Genomic DNA, 19,671 nt, shown 5'->3' on the forward strand with positions numbered 1-19,671 from the left:
TGTGATAAACTGTAACTGGTTTTAGCCATTTCTTTTTCCTCCTTTATCTAACCTGAACAATTAGATTATATCAGGAAAAAGAAATGGAAGCTCAAAGCCTTGTCAGCCACCAGCATAGCTGGTGGTTTTCTTGTTTTTCTCTACGAGAAAAACTGGCTCGAAGCCATAATACAAAAACTATTCCCGTTTTGTCATGAACTGCTCAGACGGGAATAGTTTCTTTAGCTACTTAAATGCTTAACTTAATGACATTGGGTAAAAAGCCCAGCACTGCTTCTCAAAGTTAGTGTCAACATCTCAGCGCAGTGGTTGATTGGGTTTAACAGTCTAGTGGACTGTTAAAGGTTGGAGATAAGATTTGCAAAGCAAATCTCAGCAATTCGTTTTTCACACTCCAAATCTGACCATTACGACTGTTGCGAACAAAGTTCGCTTCATCTCCAACCTCAAACTGTCTCCCAGACAGTTTGAGCTGTGCGGGGGTGGGAGTGAAACAGTCTATTCCCAGACTGTTTCAGCTCAACAACTAGAAATAAAGACTTGTTGACGAACTCTTCTATGAATGGTCGAGTTCTGTCCCACTCCCTTTTTAATAATATTATTCTTCAACCCATGTTCCCCAGTTACCGCCAAGACGACCAAAAAATTTCAAATAGTTAAACATGTTACTAATCTCCTTTAATCTTTATGAGTTTAGTATAATGCTTTTCACAATTCTTCAACAGGACAAAAATGTCACTTTATTGATTGTCAACTCTCCAATCTTCTTCAATCTTCTGTTCTAACTCTCTGTTTTCTATCAATTTTGCAAATAGCACCGCATCTAGATAATGCTTTTCAGCCTCATCCCGATTCTTATCCACAAAAAGTGCATATTTCCATTTTAATACACTAACAATGGGCTTTTTCTGAAAATCTTGTGTCGACTGTATAATCTTATCTACACTGTCAAATATCTTTGGTATTGGTTCGTAATATTTTTTACTTCCCAAAATGTTTACACAAGATAATAATGTATCCCTTAGAACAAATAAATCATTTGAATTGATGATATTGATTTGCTCATGTAAATGCTCTATAATTTTCAAAAACTGTCTAAATATTTCTGAATCACAGCTAGATAACCTAACATATTCAAGATGGAGCCTAACAATCAACAAATCATTCAATTCATACTTTCGTTTGCGAAAAATTTGTTCAAAGTAGTCTTCCAGTATCTCTTTTCCAAAGCCTGCTGTACCTGACTCTAAAGTATCAATTCGTGATTGAATCGCATCTATTGCTATCTTCTCCTCCTCAGGCAATTCATCATAATAATCGTCATAGATTTCTGTCATCATGGCATCTCGCTTTTCCGCCAAATCTTCATTACCATAAGTTGGGGTGCGAAGCACATCAAACTTCAGCTTGGAATATCTTTCGGGTAAGGATACGTAATCTGGCATAAGCTCGTAAAGTCCCATACCTAAACGAGTTGCAATATACTGAATCTTTGAAAAAGTCGGCTTGGAAGCACCTGCTTCAATACGAGTTAATTGGCGCACAGAGAGTTCCAGTTCATCGTCACAAAACTGTTCACGTGTCATGCTAACAGATTCTCGTAATTGACGTACACGCTGTCCAAATTCCTTATCGTTCATAAACCACACCTCCAAATATACTTTTTAAATTATATCAAATATATTACACAAATTCCATATCATGCTCTTCTTAAAGCAGACGGCTGGATTCGTTTTTTATTATAGCTTGAAGCCATAAAAAGATAAAAGAGACTGGGCAAAAAGCCCATTACCGCTTCTCAAAGTTAGTGTAAACATCTCAGCGCAGTGGTTGATTGGCAGATTTGTTCGTGTTTTACACTCCAAATCTGACCATTACGACTGTTGCGAACAGAGTTCGCTTTATCTCCAACCTCAAACTGTCTCCCAGACAGTTTGAGCTGTGCGGGGGTGGGAAGACGAACTCTTCTATGAATGGTTGAGTTCTTTCCCGCTCCCATTAATCAAGTAGTCATAGCACTAACCTAAACGAAGTTCAGCGGACGTCTTTAGATGTTGCTGGAGAGAAACAGCTTATAGCTGGTGTACAAGCCACCCGTTTTCACAGGTTGTTACGACTTGATTTATCTGTTAATATTTGTTTTATGTCCAATAAAGAAACAATCTTCCAATTCTGCTCCACGCCATCAATTTGCAGATTGATACTATGAATACCCGCATTAATAGCCGTTTCCACATCGAGCAGACGGTCGCCGATATAGTGGGTGTTTTCCTTGTCCAGTCCGTATTTTTCGATGAGAAATAGCAGAGCTTCTGGACTTGGTTTGCGGGCAAAACCAGAATCGCTGGTCAAGATTTCTGTGAAATGATGACGGACACTCAATTCCTCCAAAACCTGAAAAGCATTGTCACTCTTGTGAGTATAGACGAAGTTTTGAATGCCTTGCTGAGCTGTCCAGTCCAAGATTTCCGCCGCACCAGTCATCAAGGGAATCTGCGTATTCTTCTCCTTCAAGGAAGTCGCACGCACACAATTGAGTTCATCGCTATCCAGACCGTACTTGTTCGCATCACGCACCAGCAAATCCTTGACAGAATAACGAAGAATAAAATGTCTTACTTCCTCACGGTCAAAAGCAAGGTCATATTGTTCATAAGTTTCCTGAATTCCAGCCAAAATCGCCTCATAAGAATCCAAAAGGGTTCCATCCAAATCCCAAATAAATGTCGGTGTCATCTTATCTCCATTCATATGCTTGATAGGGCTTGTCCAATTGGTAACCCAATTTTTCAGCCAGTTTCAAGGAAGTCAGAGTATGGGCATCCCAGCTAGGATAGAGATTACGGTCTAAACAAGCTAAGATTAACTGAGCAGCACAAGCTCTAGCCAAACCCAAACCTCGATAGTCTTCCCTAGTATCCACCTCTATCTCAATCCCACCTGAATAACTGGCATAGGATGAGGCACCTGACACCACCTGTTCCTTATGCAAGATGACATAGCCTAGACCCAAGTCTAAAAACTGCTCCACATCAGCATAATTGTCCACCAAATCGCGTGATCAGTCTTCCACCAGACAGGCATCATACAGATTACAGTCAATCACTTTCAGGTCAAACTCTTCAGGTAGGGCATCAATCAGTTTCTGCAAATGCCCAAGGTCAAAACTAGTATCTTTTTTCGTAGCATAACGGGTAAAGGACCGGATATTGTCTCCGTAAGTCCCTTCTATCAAGTCTGACCAGGCCTGGTTTTGGGGGACTAAAATAATATCCTTTCCCTCACATATTTTCAGCAAGTCCATATTTGGTTTTCCGGCCAAAAAACCAAAGAAGCTCTGCCGTCCATAGAGAGCTAAGGCTGACTGGGGCGACTGGCTGTCATCAACATGAATCTGTCCCATTCTGCCTTCTAAACAGGTCCAAATAATTGTCTCAGGCCAATCTCCAAATAAACTGGCTACTTGTCTCATCTGCTCTGCCATTATTTTTCCGTATAGGGATAACCCAAGTGCTCGTAGGCCTTGGCTGTCGCAACCCGCCCCGCCCGTGTCCGCATGAGGAAGCCCTGCTGAATCAGGTAGGGCTCGTACATATCCTCCACTGTTTCACGCTCTTCGGCGATATTGACCGACAGGGTGTTGAGGCCGACAGGACCGCCACCGTACATCTCAATCATGGTCCGAAGAATCTTCTGGTCCACATAGTCCAGCCCCTCACGGTCCACATCCAGCATGGTCAGAGCCTTGTCCGTAATGCTATCGTCAATCAGGCCGTCGCCCATAATCTGTGCAAAATCCCGTACCCGCTTGAGCAGGCGATTGGCGATACGAGGGGTCCCACGCGAACGACGAGCCAGCTCGATAGCTGCTTCATGGGTAATCTCCATGTCAAAGATGTCCGCAGTCCGCTCGACAATCTCCGTCAAATCAGCCAATTCGTAGTATTCCATGTGACCGGTAATCCCAAAACGGGCCCGCAGAGGATTGGACAGCATACCCGCACGAGTGGTCGCTCCAATCAGGGTAAAAGGCGGCAACTCCAAATGCACGGAGCGACTGGCCTCCCCAGCCCCAATCATGATGTCGATGTAGAAGTCTTCCATGGCTGAGTAGAGAATCTCCTCGACCGCCATGGGCATACGGTGGATTTCATCGATAAAGAGGACGTCGCCAGGCTCCAAGTCGTTGAGAAGGGCCACCAAGTCACCTGCTTTTTCAATAACAGGACCACTAGTCTGCTTGATATTCACCCCTAGTTCGTTTGCAATGACAAAGGCCATGGTGGTTTTACCTAAACCTGGAGGTCCAAACAGAAGGGTATGGTCCAAGGCTTCATCACGGAGCTTGGCTGCCTCGATAAAGATTTTCAGCTGGTCCTTAACCTTGTCCTGACCGATGTACTCATTTAATTTCTGTGGACGCAGGGTACGCTCAACATACTCCTCGTCCTGCATTTGTTCCATATCTAAAATTCGATTTGTCATGAAACCATTATAGCATAAAATGAAAATACCAGACTCAGTGAGTCTAGTATTCTCAGGAGATTATATAATCCCTAGTCCTTGTCGCTTGCGACTTAGAGATAAGGATTGAAAAGATATGCCAGCCGTTTGAGCTTTAGCTCTTACGGATGACGATATTGAAACTATTTCAGTAAAAGTCTCGCTATTTCTAGCTTGAATAAAGTATAACTCGCCAAACTTAAGGGAAACTAAAAGAGAATTCATTCTATTTTTCACTATTTATAAAAACGTCTGTGAATTTTGGTCACAGCTACTTTACTCCTCAATCCGCACACGGATAAACCATCTATCAATACTCCTCTTCCCAGAACGCCGTAACCGCTCTGCGATTCCCTCCATATATTTTTCAAACTTTTCTTCCATCTTTGAAACTTTCGAGTCCCCGCTATCATTTCCTCCCAAAGATAATGTGTAAGTTGTCTGTTTCATTCTCTTCTCCTATCTATTCATTGTACAAGTAATCATCAGTATTCCATTTTATTATTAGGTAACCCTAGACTTAGACTGGTCGGTCCATCGACTCCCATTCACTAACTGGCTTGCGGTAAGCCTCTTAAGAAATCTTGATAGAGATGATTTCTCTCCACTAATAGAGATGATTTCTCTCCACTAACTGCTGGTGATGACCGTAGTCAGCCACTTGTCCGTTTTTATCTAAGACCAGAATAGCATCTGCTTCACGCACCGTATGCAAACGGTGAGCAATGGTTAGCCTTGTTTTGCCAGCTGTTAACCGGTCAATCGCTTTGCTAATGACACGTTCTGTGACAGTATCTAAACTTGCTGTCGCCTCATCTAGCAAATAAATCGGATGTTCTAGCAATAAGGCTCTCGCAATGCTGAATCGTTGTTTTTGGCCTTCCGACAAACCTGTCCCATTTTCTGAAATCCGAGTATCTAAACCATCTTCCAACTCAGCTACTAAAGGAGACAATCCCAACTCCTTTAGAATATAAGCAATACGTTCTTCAGACACAGACTCGTTCTTTCCATACAATAGATTTTCTCTAATCGTTCCATGGAAGAGAGTATTGTCTTGAGGTATGAAGGAAATCAACCTTCTCATCTCCTTTGTTGAAATATCACTTAAGCATTGTTGACCAATCCGAATCTCTCCTTGATAGTCTTGATAATATTTCATCAGCAAGGCAAAAATCGTTGACTTCCCGGCTCCGCTTGGTCCAACAATCGCCACGTGAGCTCCCTCAGGAATTCTAACCGATACTCCATTCAAAACCGGATCTGTATGATAGGAAAACCGAACATTTTCCAACTGGATACTAGCTTCATCAACCAACTCTGTATCTGCCTGTTCTTCCTTAGTCAGCTCCAGCAACTCTACCAAACGTTTAGACACCGCCTGAAACTCCGTTAGTTCATTTAAGGAAGAGGCAATATCTGTTACTGGATCAATCAGTTGCATCATGTACAATACAAAGGTTGTCAATGTAGCCATGGTCATCACTCCCTTGGTCACTTCTATACCTGCTACAAGCAACATCAGAATGATAAATCCTGTCATCAAGCTACTAACTAAAGTATGTTGCACCGCTGACAGTCTAATCATTCTCTCAAAGGTTTGCGACAGTTTCTGAAAAGACTTGCCCATCTCTCGTTGTTCATGCTTTTCTCCCTGAAAGGCCTTCATCAAACGAATCGTTGTAAATTTATGACTAATTCTACTAGAAACCTGCCCTAATCCTTCTTGGTAAGCAGAGTAGTAACCTTCCAGCCGCTGATTCATTGGAATCATAACCATTGACAACAAAGGAAGCAACAAAAGACTAAGACCTGTGAGCCACGGACTGATGGTCCACAGAAAATAAATTGACCCGACAACCATCAAACCATTCATCAAGAAATTTGGAAGAATAACGGTAATGAAGTTCAGAACAACCGACATATCATTGGTCAGACGACTGGCAAGATCGCCGGATTGGTACTGATCCAAGTCCTTTACAGATGTGGTCAACAAGGATTCATAAATATATTGTTGCAACTGTTTGAGTGCGTTACTACCACTACGCCCGATGAAATAATTGGATAGAGCTTGTACCGTATAGACCGATACAAAGAAAAGGATGAAGCCAGCCAGCAATGCTGGTCGTGTTAATAGATTGCTTAAATAGGTTTGATCTAGCAACTGACCAATAAACTGGGGAAGAAGCAAACCCATTCCAACCCCAAGAGCACTCAGCGCTATTCCAAACAAGAACATCGTTTTATTGAGCGATTTCAACAACACTCCTACGAGTCTTCTATTCATACCTAGAACTCCAAATTTTTGAACTTTTTCGCAGCAATTTTAGTAAATACAAGTGCGTAAACAAGCGTCACACCAATAGCTCCTAAGTAAGCAAGTCCCACTCCTGTAAGACCTTCGCTCGCCAAAGGCATATAACTAGTTGGAAAAAGCATCGCAATTGGACCGCCAACAACTACTAAAATCATCATCGTAATCGTCACCAAAAATCCTGTGACCATTGTGGTAATATTTTTCAGATACAAACAAAGAGCAGTTGCCAAACTAACCGATAAAATATCTTTTAGTAAATAAGCGACAATACAAAACACATTACTCAAACTCTCTGCCAAACTAGTATCAAAAACGGACGGACTGCCAAAAGGCAGATGGATTACCCTGACATAATGTACAAATGCAGATGTCGCAAAGAAGAGACCATAGAAAATAACAATTGTTGCTAAGAGACCCAAATATTTAGACCAGAAAATCTGCTTCCGCCCAAGATCCCTGTATAAAAACATAGTATGTTCATCTACTTCTTTCCTAAAGACAGAGATAGCCAAGAAATACAGGGTCAAACTAGGAAGAATAAAACTATCCACAGAGCTCATCATCATATTCGTAAAGGCAACGAGACTAACCGACCCCTCACTAGCATGAATCTGCATAAAATTCGATCCCTCAATAAATGAAGTGACCAGATAAATAAAAGGAAACAATGTAAACGACAGATAAATCTGCGTCTCCTTTCGCTTCCAAATCGTTCTAAAGATAGCTGGAAAAATTTGCTTCATACTCACTACCCTTTCGTAAAGATTTCTTTCAAGTGATTCTCTTTCACTTCTAGTTTCACAATCAATTCTTGACGAGCCAACACACCAAAAATCTGATTTAGCTCACTTGTAGGTGTAGCAGTGGAAATCTCTAACACTTCCCCCTCTAGCACCACATGGTCATTGAGCAAAGCCTCTACAGAATCTAGGTTTTTTGTCGTATCCAACTGCACGAGTACACTTGGATGAGATTTGCCTTCAAAAGCCTCTGCCAATTCTCCCGATTCGATATAGACATAGCGGCTGCACAAGGCCTCCAGCTCACCCAGTTGGTGACTCGAAATCAGCATGGAAATTTGTCGCTCACTAGACCACTGCTTCAAAATATCAATCAATTTCTGAACACCAATCGGGTCCAAGCCCACAAAAGGCTCATCTAAGATAAGGAAATCTGGCTCCGCAACCAAGGCAATCGCCAAAGCTGTCCGTTGTTTCATACCAAACGAGAATCCCTTGGGTTTCCGATTGCGAGCATCCCATAACTCTACCAATTTCAAAGTCTTCTCAATATTTGGATAAAGCTCTTTTTTCCCATGCAAGTCCAAATAAAACTTAAGATTGTCCATAACTGTCATTTCTGGATAGAAGACTGGATCAATCATAATCCCAAAGTCTGACAACAAATTATCCTGGCTAAAAATATCCGTACCCTTATAAGTAATGGTTCCCGAACTTGGTTTTAGAGACTTGGCCATTAGTTTCATGAGCGTGGATTTTCCAGCTCCGTTTTTCCCAATCAGACCAACAATCTCGCCCTTATTAATCTCCAAACTCACATCCTTTAGTGAGTAAAATTCGTTTCCTGCAAACTGTTTTGATAAATGATTGATTTTAAGCATAAGTAACTCCTTTTTCTAACTATTTCTAAAACTCCAGCTTTTCAAAGTTCGAACGGCCTTTGAGATAGATAGCAACAATATAAAATGTGGTCACAGCTGCTACCAAGGACCATGCAAGCAGTGGCTGATTAAGGTTCATCTGAGCATAGCCATTCGGTACGACATAACGAACTCCAATGAGAAATGGTGCAGTTGTTGTAAACAGCGACCAAAAAACTCCTGCTAAAACTGCCTGTAAGGATTTGGCTTTGATAGAAACCATGGCAACCAATAGAATACCGATAACATTGATTGAAATTGTTGCAAAAATAGATAGGAAAGTGGACTGTACATTATTCCAATCATCCGACACTACTTTTCCAGAAGCGTTCAAGAAGCCAAAATAAGCAATCGCACTTGTCAGCACTGTTAGAAGTACATAAGAGGCATACATCGCCACTAAACTAATGATTTTTGCATTAAAAAGTCGGGTTCTATTCAGATCTTTATATAAAAATAGAATACCGCTATCAATCTCATCCCTAAAAACTGCGGAAATTATCAAGGATAACAGCAATGTTGGTAACACAATCCCATCCTGTGTTGCCAATGCTGCCCCTAGAAAATCTAAAAAATTGTCTGTATATTCAGCCTTTACGCCTACCAAAAATTTGGACAATATCGGAACTAAGATTGGTAAACCAGCAAAGGCATAGAACAAAGCAACATCTCTTCTATAGATAATCGATTTAAAAATAGACCTAAACATATTCATATTGTTTCCCCTTTTTATCAATAAGATAGATGAGCAATAACTCCCTCTCTTATTTATTCGTAAACAAAAACAAAAATTCTCTGGAAAAACCAAAGAATTTTGAGCAACAAACCATTCTATGCAGATACAAGTTTAGATTTTTCAGTTGCTAGCTGAGAACGCACTGCTAAGATGGTTGCAATAAAGCCAATAAAGGCAAACATCCCCCAAGTCAAATGAATATGTATAGTAGCTAATGTAGAGAAGAGAATAGTTCCCACAGGAAGAGAAAGGGTAAATAACATTGTCAATAAAGTATCTGTTCGAGCTAGCAGTTCCGGCGAAGTATTCGCTAGTAATAGAGAATCAATTTTAGGATTGACCTTTCCACCAATATAGGCTGAAAATGCTAGAAAAACTACTCCAACAAACTCACTTAGCCCCAATAAATGGCTCAAACCAATTCCGGTCAATGCTATCGCATTACAAATCATCATTTTTGTAAGAGATAACTTTGCAAAGTAATCATTTGGTGTCAAGCTCCCAACAATCATACTCACAACCAAGATAGCATTGATAGTCAAAAGACTCTGACCATAAGTCATCCCAAACAAGCTCTTATCTAGAAAATAGATAGTATAGATAGAACCAAGTGCACCACCTAGGGCATTCATAAGTAAAATGCAACTTAAAGTTGTCAAAAGATTGCCAGAGGCATTGGTTTCAAAAACAACTTTAATACCGTCAATTACATCCCCCAGCTGCTGCTTGATTGATTGTGACGATGTTATTTCAATCTCATCATGCGTCAAATGTTTTTTATGTGTATAGAGCAAGATTCCAGAAATAAGGAAAAAGCAAGCATTCAACATCGCAACAATACTGAAATTATTACCTGTCAATGACAGAAGCCATACCCCTAAAGCTTGCCCACCAATACCACTCACACATGAAATGAACTGAAAGAAGGAATAAGCCTCCATAAGTTCGTCCTCTTTCAAGTTCTTCTGCATAATCGGTAACCGCAAACCTGAAGAATAATCAGACAATAAATCAGTTATTACATTCATCACACAAACAAGAGCAAATACTCCAATCGTTGTACTTTGAAGTAAGAATGACATAACAAAGAATAACACAGTCTGAACAAGGGCTGCTGAAAACAATGCGTTTGCCTTTTTCTTAGTCTTATCTGCTTGAATCCCCATATAAAATGAAAAAATTGTAGGGAGAACCATGATTATATTAGCAACAGATATCGCCCATGTTGAGCGAAATTGAGTAGCTGCATAGATCACGAAAACAAGGTTATAAATGTGTGCACCCAATGAATTGAGTAAACGTGAAACAGCTAATACATTATACAGTTTGTTTTTTAATAATAAATTCATTTTTCATTCTCCCGTAACGTGAAAATACATAAAGTAATTCTTTTTGTAATTTCTTATCATACTTTGCCTTAATTGCAACCATCACTAACTGTTTCTCTACGGCTGTCAGTAGTTTCTGATCCATTGTAGCACTAAATATATCTAGCAAGGTATCTGCAACTCCCAACATCCCTTGCCTAAAATCTGGATATTGACCATACTCAACTAACAAACTCTTCACTAATTCTTGAGATAGGTCGAGGAACTTCGGATAACCAATATACTGCAAGGCTTTCAGCACCCCCGCAACACCTGTAGTTAGATAAGGCGAAGCATACCCCAGTCCATATGCAATTGACGGTCCATACTCTGTTTCTACAATATTGTCCAAGATTTTTGTTACAACATATTGCTGATGGGTAGCTGATAAAACACCGTCTTCCATTAAGACCAGAACTCCAGCCAAACCATCTAATCCCATATTGCTCTCTCTATCAATAAGAATTTTTAGGCGTTCATCATCTTCCTTCCAACGAATATATTGGGATAAACCTTCTAAATCCAATAACTGCTTGATGGGAATAGAAACCTCTGGCCATGAATGTTCATAAGTTCTTAACTCACAACGGACTTGTCCTAGCTCTACTCTTACATTTTCAACCATTTCTTTTGCAACAGATATACTTGCTTCATCAGAGAGTAAATAAGAAATCAGTTGGGATAGATTGGTTTTTATACCATACCCACTTAGTAAATCATCTGTTAAACGAGCTTCATATTTCTCTCCACTTCTTATTTGCAAACGGCCTAGTAAAAACAAAAGTAGATTCGCAAATTTATGACAATCCCCAAGTTTTCCATTTAGTTTATTCCATTCTTTCAAACTAATTTCATTGTAGATTCCAATTAAATTGTCATTTTCGTTTTCATAAGAATTCTCTAGATCAATAAAATGCAATTTATTATCTTCTGACACAATAAAGTTATTAGCATGGATATCATTTAAGACAATATTGCGTTTATGGAAATAATCAATAAAATGTACCAGTTGTTTTGTTAGCGAAAGAAAATGTTGAAATTTATCAATATTTTCACTAGGAGTATCGCTACTGTACGTAAAGAGTGACATTGGACTAGCATAATCTAGCAGATTCTGGCCTCTGATATCTTCATAGATATAGTAGTCATTTATCCACTCTCTTACTCTTTCCAGTGTCTTAGGAGTTCGATTAGAAGCTTGCAATTGTTTAGCATATTTGTATTCATTTTCTCGCAGCATCTTTTTTGTAATCTTTTTATATGAAACGACTTCCGCTCGTGCTTCCTTAATGATGACTTCTTGATTGGTTTCCTTATCAAAACCTCGGTAAGTATTACCTCCATTATTCATGCGCAAGCAATCCGTAACTTGATATTTTTCTGCTAGGTAACTTTTCTGAAATACTTGTGGCTCTTGAATATCTTCAATCCAGGGCGGCAAGTCAAAATAAGCTTTCTGATAATCTTGCCAAACCTCTCCATTTGCTCCCTTTAAAGTAGGAATTCCATTAACATTGTATTCGGGATGGTCTTCAAAAAATCCATATCGATAAAAAATAATGTTTGAATCCTTATATGGACGGTCACTCAAAATATAGATTCCTTGTAAATCCTTAGGTATGTTCAGGTAGAGCTGTTCCAGTAACTCCAAAAAATGAATATGGGAATTAGGATAAATTGTAAAATACTTCCCAGACTCTGCTCGACTTTCAAGTTCTGAAAAGTTTCGCAATACATCTGCATCTTCTTCAATATATTTAAAACAAACCTTACTTTCTACTAGTAAAGGATAGACTATTTGAAAAACTTGCTTATAGTTTTCAGCAGTTGCTGAGATATGAATCTTAAATCCATAAATTTGGTTATTTACTTGTTGGCCATCTACCATTTTAAACATACTTACTCCTCAATTCGCACATGAACAAACCATTTGTCAATACGTTTTTTATCTGCTTTGATTAATTTTTCAGCTACCCCCTCCATATATTTTTCAAATTTTTCTTCGATCTTTGAGATATTTTTATCCCCTATATCAGTTTTACCACAAGATAATGTATAAGTTGCTTTTTTCATTTGCTCTTCTCCACTAGGCTTTATACCTACAAAAATTAATCAGCATACCTATGTATCCACTTTATCCAACTGTACATTTCCATGTAACAGTGATAAATTCTGGTTGACTTACTTCAAATTTACGGCTTGCATCATTCATAAATTGTGTCATATCAGTTCTCCTTTACTTTTTCAATTAATTTACAGTACATTTCCATGTAACAGTGATAAATTCTGGTTGACTTACTTCAAATTTACGGCTTGCATCATTCATAAACTGTGTCATATCAGTTCTCCTTTACTTTTTCAATTAATTTACAGTACATTTCCATGTAACAGTGATAAATTCTGGTTGACTTACTTCAAATTTACGGCTTGCATCATTCATAAACTGTGTCATAATACTTCTCCTTTCATTCTTCCTACACTTGCTTATTCGTAAATCATTTGGAAAATGATTTATTTTTTCAAGTGTGTATCTCCTTGAAGGGTGTTTTCCCTTTCACTTACTTAATTCGCAAATCGTTTGCATTTTTTGAAAAAAATTTTTTATAGTCTTTTAGTTTACTTTTAGTACTAAGCAACGAGCCGCAGGCATAACTCAATGCTTTCTTGTTTCTAGGCATTGACTTGAAACAGTCCCCCAGACTGTTTCAATCAGGCAAGGCGAGTTCAAACACTCCAGTGGAGTGTTTGAAGTTGGAAATAAGGAAACGATGTTTCCTCAATCGTCGAAGTAATAAAAGAAAAACTAAATGACGATACTTTTTTTGAATAAGTTGTGAGCTGGCTTCCCCTACACTTATCTATTCGTAAAATTTTGGGAGTGGGACAGAACTCGACCAATCTAAAGAGTTCGTCAACAAGTCTTTATTTCTAGTTGTTGAGCTGAAACAGTCTATCCCAGACTGTTTCACTCCCACCCCCGCACAGCTCAAACTGTCTGGGAGACAGTTTGAGGTTGGAGATGAAGCGAACTCTGTTCGCATCAGTCGTAGAGGTCAGATTTGGATTGTGAAACGCAAACGAATCTGCCAATCAACCACTGCGCTGAAATGTTGGTACGAACTCTGAGAAGCTAGGCTGGACTTTCTGCTCATCCTCTCACGAATGATTGTCTAGCGGAGGAAGCTTGTTTTCCCCTTCACCTATTTATTCGCAAATAAATAAAAAAATTCTCTGGAAAATCCAAAGAATTTTGATTTTTTTATAATCCAAGTCGTTCAAAGATGTCATCCACCCGCTTAGCATAGTAGTCGGGGTTGAAGAGTTCATCGATTTCTTCCTGGCTGAGTTTGGCTGTCACACGCTCATCCGCTTCAAGAAGGGGCTTGAAGTCCACTTGATTGTCCCAAGAATGTGCGGTTTTTGGTTGCACCAAGTCATAGGCTTCCTCACGGGTCATACCCTTTTCAATCAAACTGAGCATGACACGCTGGCTGTAAATCAAGCCAAAAGTCGACTCCATATTGCGTTTCATATTCTCAGGGAAGACCGTCAAGTTCTTGACGATATTGCCAAAACGGTTGAGCATATAGTTGATGAGGATAGTCGTATCCGGCGTGATAATCCGCTCCGCTGACGAGTGGGAAATATCGCGTTCGTGCCAGAGAGCCACATTCTCAAAAGCCGTCACCAAGTGACCACGCACCACGCGAGCCAGACCGGTCATATTTTCAGAGCCGATCGGGTTACGTTTATGGGGCATAGCAGAGCTACCTTTTTGGCCTTTGGCAAAGAACTCTTCGACTTCGCGTTGTTCAGATTTTTGTAGTCCACGGATTTCTGTCGCCATACGCTCGATAGACGTTGCAATCAAGGCTAGGGCTGAGAAATATTCTGCGTGGAGGTCACGAGGAAGGACCTGAGTCGAAATTTCTTGCGGACGAATGCCCAATTTGCTACAAACATACTCTTCCACAAATGGAGGAATGTTGGCAAAGTTACCAACCGCACCTGAAATTTTACCAGCCTCAACGCCCTTAGCCGCCACATCAAAACGCTCCATGTTGCGTTTCATTTCGCTGTACCAAGTTGCGAGCTTCAGACCAAAGGTCGTTGGCTCCGCATGGACACCGTGGGTCCGGCCCATCATGATGGTGTACTTATGCTCACGCGCCTTGTCGGCGATGATATTGGTGAAGTTTTCAAGGTCACGACGGATGATATCGTTGGCCTGCTTGTAGAGGTAGCCGTAAGCCGTATCCACCACGTCGGTCGAAGTCAGACCATAGTGGACCCACTTGCGTTCCTCACCAAGACTTTCCGAAACCGCACGCGTGAAAGCCACCACATCGTGACGGGTCTCCTCTTCAATCTCTAAAATACGGTCGATGTCAAAAGTCGCCTTCTCACGAATCAAGGCCACATCTTCCTTGGGAATCTCACCCAACTCAGCCCAAGCCTCATCTGCGAGGATTTCCACCTCCAACCAAGCCTTGTACTTATTCTCTTCACTCCAAATAGCCGCCATCTCTGGGCGGGAATAACGATTAATCATTGTTTATGATACAGAGGGCGACAAGAAAACGATTGAATTTTAGAAAACCAACGACGGACTCTTGTATCCAAGGCGGTTTATCTAAATTCTAAGCTTTCCGTCCGTGTTCAAGGTCGAGAACTCACCCTCTTTCCTTTCTTTTTGTGTTAAAAATTCTTGATTAAAGATGTCCGTAGTTCATACAAGCTTAGGAAACCATAAATACCTTTTACTCAACAAATATCTTTAAAAATCATCACTTTAAGCAGAATACTTATCCATCTTTTTGATTTCTCTTCAAGAAGATAGTAAATTTACATAACTATTCCAAATAAAAAGATTGCTATCACATTATTTTAGTATGGATTTTTAAAAATAACCTCTAGAGTGCCACCTCCACTTGCTACATCATCAAGTTCTTTCTTCGTGGTATATCGGATGTTTTGAGGCGGATAGGTATCCCCTAAAGGAATGAGGCGATCGTATTTTTGAGGCTCTCCATCAAATATCACTTTCCAATAACCGACATAATTATTTGAAGGAACTATTTTCTTAACCTTAGCAATATACTGTATTCCACTCCTAGGTGCGACCTCATACCCTGCAATATACTGAATTTTATTTCTTTTAGCCTTCCCTATCCGAATATCATACCACTCATTATCCGTAAGAAAGACTTGTTTGAAACCATCCTCTTGTGCTGGAACAATAATTGTTAAATCATCCTTGTCTTCGTCAGTAATTTCGAACATTTCTTCTTTTTCATCCGGAGTATATTGAGAAATAAAACTACTCTCAAAGTCTTCTATCGCATCTGAAAGTTGATTAAAAATATTATCAACATCTTTTTTCAATGAATCATATTCTTTTTTACGAAAAACTGTATTATGAGCAATATCATTCCTTGGCTTTTCTAATTGTTTAAGTACTGTACCTAAACTATTTATTAATTTATCGCTATTTTTTACACTAGATGCAATGTATCTATCCCAAATTGAACGCGGAGCTGACTTTTCAATTGCTTTTACTGCATTTTTTATTAATTCTGTTTTGTTTGCTGATATTTCATCGCTATCTTTAATATTCGATACCAATTCACCTAAATATTGAAGATGTTTCACAAATATATCTTGTCCACTTTCTTCATCCGTATCACTTCCTTCATAAATTGAAAATAACATTGTTGTTAAATCACTAAAGTATTTACCATCTAGTGATTTATAGTTGTTTTGTATTCTTTTTTTATTGTCTCTAATATTTAATTTCTTCGTTAGCTTGCTTTCCCAGTTTTGTTCTCCCGACTTTAAAAACATCACTTCAGAAATCAATGACCTTGTTTTATTTTCTATAATATGTATTAACTCGTATGCCTGTTTACTATAAAATTGAGATATAGCATCCTCTAATACAATTTTTTCTAAATCACTATACGTATCAATAAAATTAGCAATCTCATCATCTACTGATTCAAATATTTCAATATCTTTTTCATCTTTCAACTCTAAAACTAGAATAAAAAATTTTCTTGTTTCTTTTTGAACCTCTGTTGTAACTTCTTTAAAATGACACTCAAAAGAAACATTTTTCATTTGTATTGAAGTACCTTTACACTTCAAATTTGTAGATTTATTTAATGAATTCAACAATTCTTGAATATTAGAATGCAGAATTTGATTAGATTTATTTGCTTTTGAAATAATTAAATATCTAGAAAACTTTTTCATAATAATTCCACCTCAACATCTTCCCATAACACCGTCACGTGTCCCATTTTGCGGTTGTGCTTTGCTTCTAGTTTACCATAAAAGTGGGGATGGGCGGTAGGGTTTTCTTGAAGAAATGTTTGGGTTGCTTCCATGTCTTGTCCCAAAACGTTAATCATAACTGCTGGTGAAAGCAGGCGGATAGGGGGCAGAGGCTCCCCTAGAATACCTCGTATATGGGTATCAAACTGTGAAAAATCACAGGCTTCAATAGAATAATGTCCTGAATTGTGTGGGCGAGGTGCGATTTCATTAACTAAAATATCCTGTCCCGCCACAAACATTTCAACACAGAGGGTGCCTGCTAATTGGAGCTTGTCTGCAATTTGCAGGGCTATGGTTTTGGCTTTTTCAGCAAGTTCATCAGAAATACGAGCAGGCACAATGGTCTTGTAAAGAATATTATTGCGGTGGATATTTTCCTGCACAGGAAAGACGGTGTAGTCGGAGCCGTTGCCAGACACAAGGACGGAGATTTCCAGGTCGAAATTCACAAACTCTTCCAATACACACTCAGCAGAGTTGGCTAGTTGACTGGCTTCTACCAAGTCCGCCTCTTCTCGAATGACCTTCTGGCCATGTCCGTCATAGCCCCCAGTGGCTGTTTTCAAAACGTAGTTTTGGCTGAGGTCCAGTCCTTCTAGGTCTAGGCTAGATGTGACGACTTTGTAAGGGGCGACTTGCACGCCAGCTTTTTTTGCCAAAAAATCCTTCTCAAAAATGCGGTTTTGGGAAATACGGAGGAGGTCTGTCCCCTGAGGGAGCTGGCCGTCCTTGATGACCGCGTCCAGTCCGTCGGCATCGACATTTTCAAACTCGTAGGTTAGGACATCGCACCGCTCTGCCAACTGTTTGAGGGTCGCCACATCGTGATAGGGAGCGACGATAACCTCGCTGACCTTGGAGGCTGGGCAGTCCGCCGCGGGATCCAGCGTAATCACCTTGTGACCCATGTAAATAGCCGAAATAGCCATCATCTGACCTAGCTGGCCGCCGCCGATAATTCCGATTGTCTTAGATGAGGTCATCTGTCATCGCCTCCGCAATTTTTTCCTGTTCCTTGGCAAAATCTGCCAGCTGAGCCGCAATGGTTTGGTCTTCAATGGAGAGAATGCGAAGAGCTGTCAGAGCTGCGTTGGTGGCGCCAGCTTCGCCAATCGCCATGGTCGCAACAGGCACACCACCCGGCATTTGCACAATAGAATAGAGCGAATCCACACCGCTGAGGGCACGGGATTGGACTGGGACACCGATGACAGGCAGGGTCGTCTTGGCTGCTACCATACCTGGCAAATGAGCCGCACCGCCAGCCCCGGCGATAATGACCTTGATGCCACGGTCACGCGCTTCCTCGGCGTGACGGAACATGAGGTCTGGGGTGCGGTGGGCAGAAACCACTTTCTTTTCATAGGCGACACCAAATTTGTCCAGCACATCTGCTGCTTTTTTCATGGTTTTCCAGTCGGAACTAGAGCCCATGATGATGGAAATTGGAATGTTCATGCTTGTCTTTCCTTTTCTTTGTCCCTTATTTCACGGCCTTACTTCCAATATCTGTCCGATAAAAGAGGCCTGTCGTATCCTGATTTTTCAGCTCCGAGTAAATTTTTTCCTGGGCTTCTTGGACGGTATCTACTGTGGTGACTAGCATATAAACCCGACCGCCGTTTGAGAGCAGTGCTCTGCTATTTTCCGCAAAATGAGCCCCTGCATAGTAGGTCGTGATGTCGCCCTCGGTCTTCGCTGGCAACTCTACACCTTTTTCGTATTCCAGAGGATAGCCGTTTGAAGCCACGACTACGCCCAGCGTCACGCCACTATCCAGCCAAGTCAGCTGTGTCGGGCGTTTATGGAGGATATCGTCGATGTTCTGAGCAAAGTCAGAGGTCAGACGAGGTAGGATAATCTGAGTTTCTGGGTCGCCAAAACGGGCGTTAAACTCGATGACCTTAGGACCTTTCTCCGTCAGAATCAAGCCAGCATAGAGCACGCCCAGATAAGACCGCCCTTCCGCTATCATACCCTCCAGAATAGGTTTGACAATGGTATCAACCGCTGTGTCCACCACGTTTTGAGGCAGGTGGGGAACAGGAGCGTAAGCCCCCATACCGCCAGTGTTAGGACCTTGGTCACCGTCAAAGGCACGCTTGTGGTCCTGGGCTGTCGGCAGAATGTAGAACTGGTCTCCGTTGACCAGAGCAAAGAGAGAAAACTCCTCGCCCGCCAAGAACTCCTCGATGACCACGCGGGCACCCGAGTCGCCGAACTTGTTGTCCAGAAGCATCTCCCGAGCCGCTTCGACCGCCTGCTCGACGGTTTCCGCCACGACCACGCCCTTGCCCAGTGCCAAGCCGTCCGCCTTGACTACGATTGGAGCCCCCTGCTCTTCGATGTAGGCTTTGGCTTCTTCGAAGTTGGAAAATGTGCCAAAGGCTGCTGTTGGAATGCCGTATTTGACCATGATTTGTTTGGCAAAGTCTTTTGACCACTCCAGCTCCGCGGCTAGACGACTGGGACCAAAAGCTTTTAGTCCAGCCTCTTCAAAATCATCAACGATACCTGCTGCCAGAGCATCGTCTGGACCAACAAAAGTCCAAGCAATATCATTTTCCTTAGCAAAGTTAATCAGGGCAGAATGTTCGGAAATTCCGATGTTTACTAACTCTATACCATCTAAAGTCATTCCATCATTCCCAGGAGCTACAAAAACCTGTTCTACCCGCTCAGACTCTAACAATTTCTTTGCAATCGCATGTTCACGACCACCAGACCCAACAACCAAAAGTTTCATTTT

The 19,671-nt window shown here is 40.8% G+C and carries 16 protein-coding genes and 1 pseudogene; all 17 read right to left on the reverse strand.

The window, feature by feature from the left end; all coding sequences use genetic code 11:
- Positions 1-740: 740 nt before the first annotated feature.
- The 17 genes and pseudogenes from ODU37_RS08520 to purD all read right to left on the reverse strand — a co-directional run bounded on the left by ODU37_RS08520 (position 741) and on the right by purD (position 19,668).
- Positions 741-1,640: a helix-turn-helix domain-containing protein gene (locus tag ODU37_RS08520; protein ID WP_044758275.1), complete on the reverse strand. Its 900-nt coding sequence runs from the start codon at positions 1,638-1,640 to the stop codon at positions 741-743.
- Between the two features lie 460 nt (positions 1,641-2,100).
- Positions 2,101-2,736, reverse strand: a complete 636-nt coding sequence (locus ODU37_RS08525) for an HAD-IA family hydrolase (RefSeq protein WP_044758277.1) — start codon at positions 2,734-2,736, stop codon at positions 2,101-2,103.
- Position 2,737: 1 nt separating this feature from the next.
- A pseudogene (locus ODU37_RS08530) lies at positions 2,738-3,484 on the reverse strand (GNAT family N-acetyltransferase).
- Positions 3,484-4,485, reverse strand: coding sequence for a Holliday junction branch migration DNA helicase RuvB (gene ruvB / locus ODU37_RS08535; RefSeq protein WP_044758281.1), 1,002 nt, complete (start codon positions 4,483-4,485; stop codon positions 3,484-3,486). The pseudogene ODU37_RS08530 and the gene ruvB overlap by 1 nt, the downstream one beginning before the upstream one ends.
- A gap of 294 nt (positions 4,486-4,779) precedes the next feature.
- Positions 4,780-4,953, reverse strand: coding sequence for a hypothetical protein (locus tag ODU37_RS08540; RefSeq protein WP_014735240.1), 174 nt, complete (start codon positions 4,951-4,953; stop codon positions 4,780-4,782).
- Positions 4,954-5,110: 157 nt separating this feature from the next.
- Positions 5,111-6,790, reverse strand: coding sequence for an ABC transporter ATP-binding protein (locus ODU37_RS08545; RefSeq protein WP_105158599.1), 1,680 nt, complete (start codon positions 6,788-6,790; stop codon positions 5,111-5,113).
- Positions 6,791-6,792: 2 nt separating this feature from the next.
- Positions 6,793-7,563 carry a membrane protein gene (locus ODU37_RS08550; protein WP_044758284.1) on the reverse strand — a complete coding sequence of 257 codons (771 nt, stop codon included), beginning with the start codon at positions 7,561-7,563 and terminating at the stop codon, positions 6,793-6,795.
- 5 nt (positions 7,564-7,568) lie between these two features.
- A complete protein-coding gene (locus ODU37_RS08555) occupies positions 7,569-8,441 on the reverse strand; it encodes an ABC transporter ATP-binding protein (protein WP_044758286.1) in 873 nt (290 codons plus the stop codon).
- A gap of 25 nt (positions 8,442-8,466) precedes the next feature.
- The gene (locus ODU37_RS08560) at positions 8,467-9,195 is read right to left on the reverse strand and encodes a hypothetical protein (RefSeq protein ID WP_052506906.1); all 729 of its coding nucleotides are present in this window, start codon (positions 9,193-9,195) and stop codon (positions 8,467-8,469) included.
- Positions 9,196-9,311: 116 nt separating this feature from the next.
- Positions 9,312-10,565, reverse strand: a complete 1,254-nt coding sequence (locus ODU37_RS08565) for a hypothetical protein (RefSeq protein WP_044758287.1) — start codon at positions 10,563-10,565, stop codon at positions 9,312-9,314.
- Positions 10,534-12,480 (reverse strand): hypothetical protein, encoded by a 1,947-nt coding sequence (locus ODU37_RS08570; protein ID WP_105106307.1) that lies wholly within the window; start codon positions 12,478-12,480, stop codon positions 10,534-10,536. Before ODU37_RS08570 ends, ODU37_RS08565 begins: the two co-directional genes overlap by 32 nt.
- A 2-nt stretch (positions 12,481-12,482) precedes the next feature.
- A complete protein-coding gene (locus ODU37_RS08575) occupies positions 12,483-12,656 on the reverse strand; it encodes a hypothetical protein (RefSeq protein ID WP_162841143.1) in 174 nt (57 codons plus the stop codon).
- 1,186 nt (positions 12,657-13,842) lie between these two features.
- A complete protein-coding gene (gene purB / locus ODU37_RS08580) occupies positions 13,843-15,135 on the reverse strand; it encodes an adenylosuccinate lyase (RefSeq protein WP_105243503.1) in 1,293 nt (430 codons plus the stop codon).
- Positions 15,136-15,470: 335 nt separating this feature from the next.
- Positions 15,471-16,838, reverse strand: a complete 1,368-nt coding sequence (locus tag ODU37_RS08585; RefSeq protein ID WP_105158603.1) for a hypothetical protein — start codon at positions 16,836-16,838, stop codon at positions 15,471-15,473.
- Positions 16,835-17,905 carry a 5-(carboxyamino)imidazole ribonucleotide synthase gene (gene purK / locus ODU37_RS08590; RefSeq protein ID WP_105158604.1) on the reverse strand — a complete coding sequence of 357 codons (1,071 nt, stop codon included), beginning with the start codon at positions 17,903-17,905 and terminating at the stop codon, positions 16,835-16,837. The genes ODU37_RS08585 and purK overlap by 4 nt, the downstream gene beginning before the upstream one ends.
- Complete coding sequence (gene purE, locus ODU37_RS08595; RefSeq protein WP_105158605.1) at positions 17,892-18,380, reverse strand: 5-(carboxyamino)imidazole ribonucleotide mutase; 489 nt, start codon at positions 18,378-18,380, stop codon at positions 17,892-17,894. The genes purK and purE overlap by 14 nt, the downstream gene beginning before the upstream one ends.
- Positions 18,381-18,405: 25 nt before the next feature.
- Positions 18,406-19,668: a phosphoribosylamine--glycine ligase gene (gene purD / locus ODU37_RS08600; protein ID WP_105158606.1), complete on the reverse strand. Its 1,263-nt coding sequence runs from the start codon at positions 19,666-19,668 to the stop codon at positions 18,406-18,408.
- Positions 19,669-19,671: the final 3 nt, after the last annotated feature.

Source organism: Streptococcus sp. 2021WUSS109, assembly GCF_044427305.1.
Classification (GTDB): domain Bacteria; phylum Bacillota; class Bacilli; order Lactobacillales; family Streptococcaceae; genus Streptococcus; species Streptococcus suis.

Bases quoted from the DNA above. Each gene is read 5' to 3' on its own strand.
- ODU37_RS08545 (WP_105158599.1), bottom strand. From the start codon at position 6,790: ATGAATAGAAGACTCGTAGGAGTGTTGTTGAAATCGCTCAATAAAACG.
- ODU37_RS08540 (WP_014735240.1), bottom strand. From the start codon at position 4,953: ATGAAACAGACAACTTACACATTATCTTTGGGAGGAAATGATAGCGGG.
- ODU37_RS08520 (WP_044758275.1), bottom strand. From the start codon at position 1,640: ATGAACGATAAGGAATTTGGACAGCGTGTACGTCAATTACGAGAATCT.
- ODU37_RS08565 (WP_044758287.1), bottom strand. From the start codon at position 10,565: ATGAATTTATTATTAAAAAACAAACTGTATAATGTATTAGCTGTTTCA.
- ODU37_RS08550 (WP_044758284.1), bottom strand. From the start codon at position 7,563: ATGAAGCAAATTTTTCCAGCTATCTTTAGAACGATTTGGAAGCGAAAG.
- purB (WP_105243503.1), bottom strand. From the start codon at position 15,135: ATGATTAATCGTTATTCCCGCCCAGAGATGGCGGCTATTTGGAGTGAA.
- ODU37_RS08560 (WP_052506906.1), bottom strand. From the start codon at position 9,195: ATGAATATGTTTAGGTCTATTTTTAAATCGATTATCTATAGAAGAGAT.
- ODU37_RS08555 (WP_044758286.1), bottom strand. From the start codon at position 8,441: ATGCTTAAAATCAATCATTTATCAAAACAGTTTGCAGGAAACGAATTT.
- purE (WP_105158605.1), bottom strand. From the start codon at position 18,380: ATGAACATTCCAATTTCCATCATCATGGGCTCTAGTTCCGACTGGAAA.
- ODU37_RS08575 (WP_162841143.1), bottom strand. From the start codon at position 12,656: ATGAAAAAAGCAACTTATACATTATCTTGTGGTAAAACTGATATAGGG.
- ODU37_RS08570 (WP_105106307.1), bottom strand. From the start codon at position 12,480: ATGTTTAAAATGGTAGATGGCCAACAAGTAAATAACCAAATTTATGGA.
- ruvB (WP_044758281.1), bottom strand. From the start codon at position 4,485: ATGACAAATCGAATTTTAGATATGGAACAAATGCAGGACGAGGAGTAT.
- ODU37_RS08525 (WP_044758277.1), bottom strand. From the start codon at position 2,736: ATGACACCGACATTTATTTGGGATTTGGATGGAACCCTTTTGGATTCT.
- purD (WP_105158606.1), bottom strand. From the start codon at position 19,668: ATGAAACTTTTGGTTGTTGGGTCTGGTGGTCGTGAACATGCGATTGCA.
- purK (WP_105158604.1), bottom strand. From the start codon at position 17,905: ATGACCTCATCTAAGACAATCGGAATTATCGGCGGCGGCCAGCTAGGT.
- ODU37_RS08585 (WP_105158603.1), bottom strand. From the start codon at position 16,838: ATGAAAAAGTTTTCTAGATATTTAATTATTTCAAAAGCAAATAAATCT.